The 1341-nt window shown below is 59.0% G+C and carries 1 protein-coding gene; it reads left to right on the forward strand.

The window, feature by feature from the left end:
• Window positions 1-159 precede the first annotated feature (159 nt).
• Window positions 160-1266, forward strand: coding sequence for a protein adenylyltransferase Fic (fic, locus tag A1351_RS03025; RefSeq protein WP_026598300.1), 1107 nt, complete (start codon window positions 160-162; stop codon window positions 1264-1266).
• Window positions 1267-1341: the final 75 nt, after the last annotated feature.

The raw sequence follows: 1341 nt of genomic DNA on the forward strand, positions 1-1341 counted from the left end.
TTCAAACGACCGATTTGTTGTCACATACAATTATGTATTTGCGTATTGCGCTGGAGCTTGCATGTCGATAGAAACTCGAATCATCGACACGTTTCCGGCATTTGTCGATCTCATCGACATGTCGGGAGCAATCTGTCGATCGACACAGGCTTCTTCGACATGTTGTTCGACCCTGCCCGCCCTTACAATGACCTTCCGGCTCTGCCGCCGCGCCACGACGTCGAGACCAAGGCCATTCTCAAGGCCTGCGTCGGGGGCCGCGCGGCGCTGGCGGAACTCAAGATCTCGGGCCAGCTAATCCCCAACCCGTCGGTTCTGATCAATTCGATTCCGCTCCTCGAAGCGCAAGCAAGCTCCGAGATCGAAAACATCGTCACGACCACGGACAGGCTCTTCCGCTTCGCCAACCGGCCGGAAACCGGCGTCGACCCTGCGACCAAGGAGGCGCTCCGCTATCGCACGGCGCTTTATCAGGGCTTCGAGAGTCTGAAGGACCGCCCGCTTTCGACGCGGAGCGCCATCGAGATATGTCGGACCATCAAAGGAGTGGACCTCGATATCCGCGCAACCCCGGGCACGGCGCTGCTGAACGAGGCGACCGGCCGAGTGGTCTACACCCCGCCCGAAGGAGCCGGACTGCTGCGCGACAAACTCGCCAATTGGGAGCGCTACATCCACACGGATGACGGCGTCGATCCGCTGATCCGGCTCGCCATCGTGCATTACCAGTTCGAAGCGATCCATCCGTTCACAGACGGCAATGGTCGCACGGGCCGAGTTCTCAATCTGCTGTTCCTCGTCGAACAAGGGCTGCTCGATATTCCCGTCCTGTATTTGAGCCGCTATATCATTGATAATAAAAAGTCCTACTACGATGGACTGCTCGCCGTCACGACGGGCGACGCGTGGGAGCCATGGATCTTGTTCATGCTCGCCGCCATACGCGAAACCGCGACATGGTCGACCGCAAAAATATGGGCGATCCGTAACCTGCTCGACGGGACCGCCGAACGAATTCGGCGCGACTTGCCAAAGATCTATTCTCGCGAATTGGCCGAGATCATATTCGTCAATCCCTATTGCCGAATCGCCGATCTGGTCGGCGCGGGCATCGCCAAGCGCCAATCCGCTTCCGTTTATCTGAAAGCCCTCGTGTCCCTCGGGCTCCTCCAGGAAATTGAGGCAGGCAGGGAGAAAATTTACACGAACCCTGCCCTGCTGTCGCTTCTCTCCGACCGCGGCGGATCGGAAGTCGCCTCCCGATGACGGATTCGAACATCAAGGGACGGCTGATCGGCTACGCCCGCGTCTCGACCGAGGACCAGGTCACGGACGCGCAGA

The sequence above is a fragment of the Methylosinus sp. R-45379 genome, assembly GCF_001644125.1.
GTDB lineage: Bacteria > Pseudomonadota > Alphaproteobacteria > Rhizobiales > Beijerinckiaceae > Methylosinus.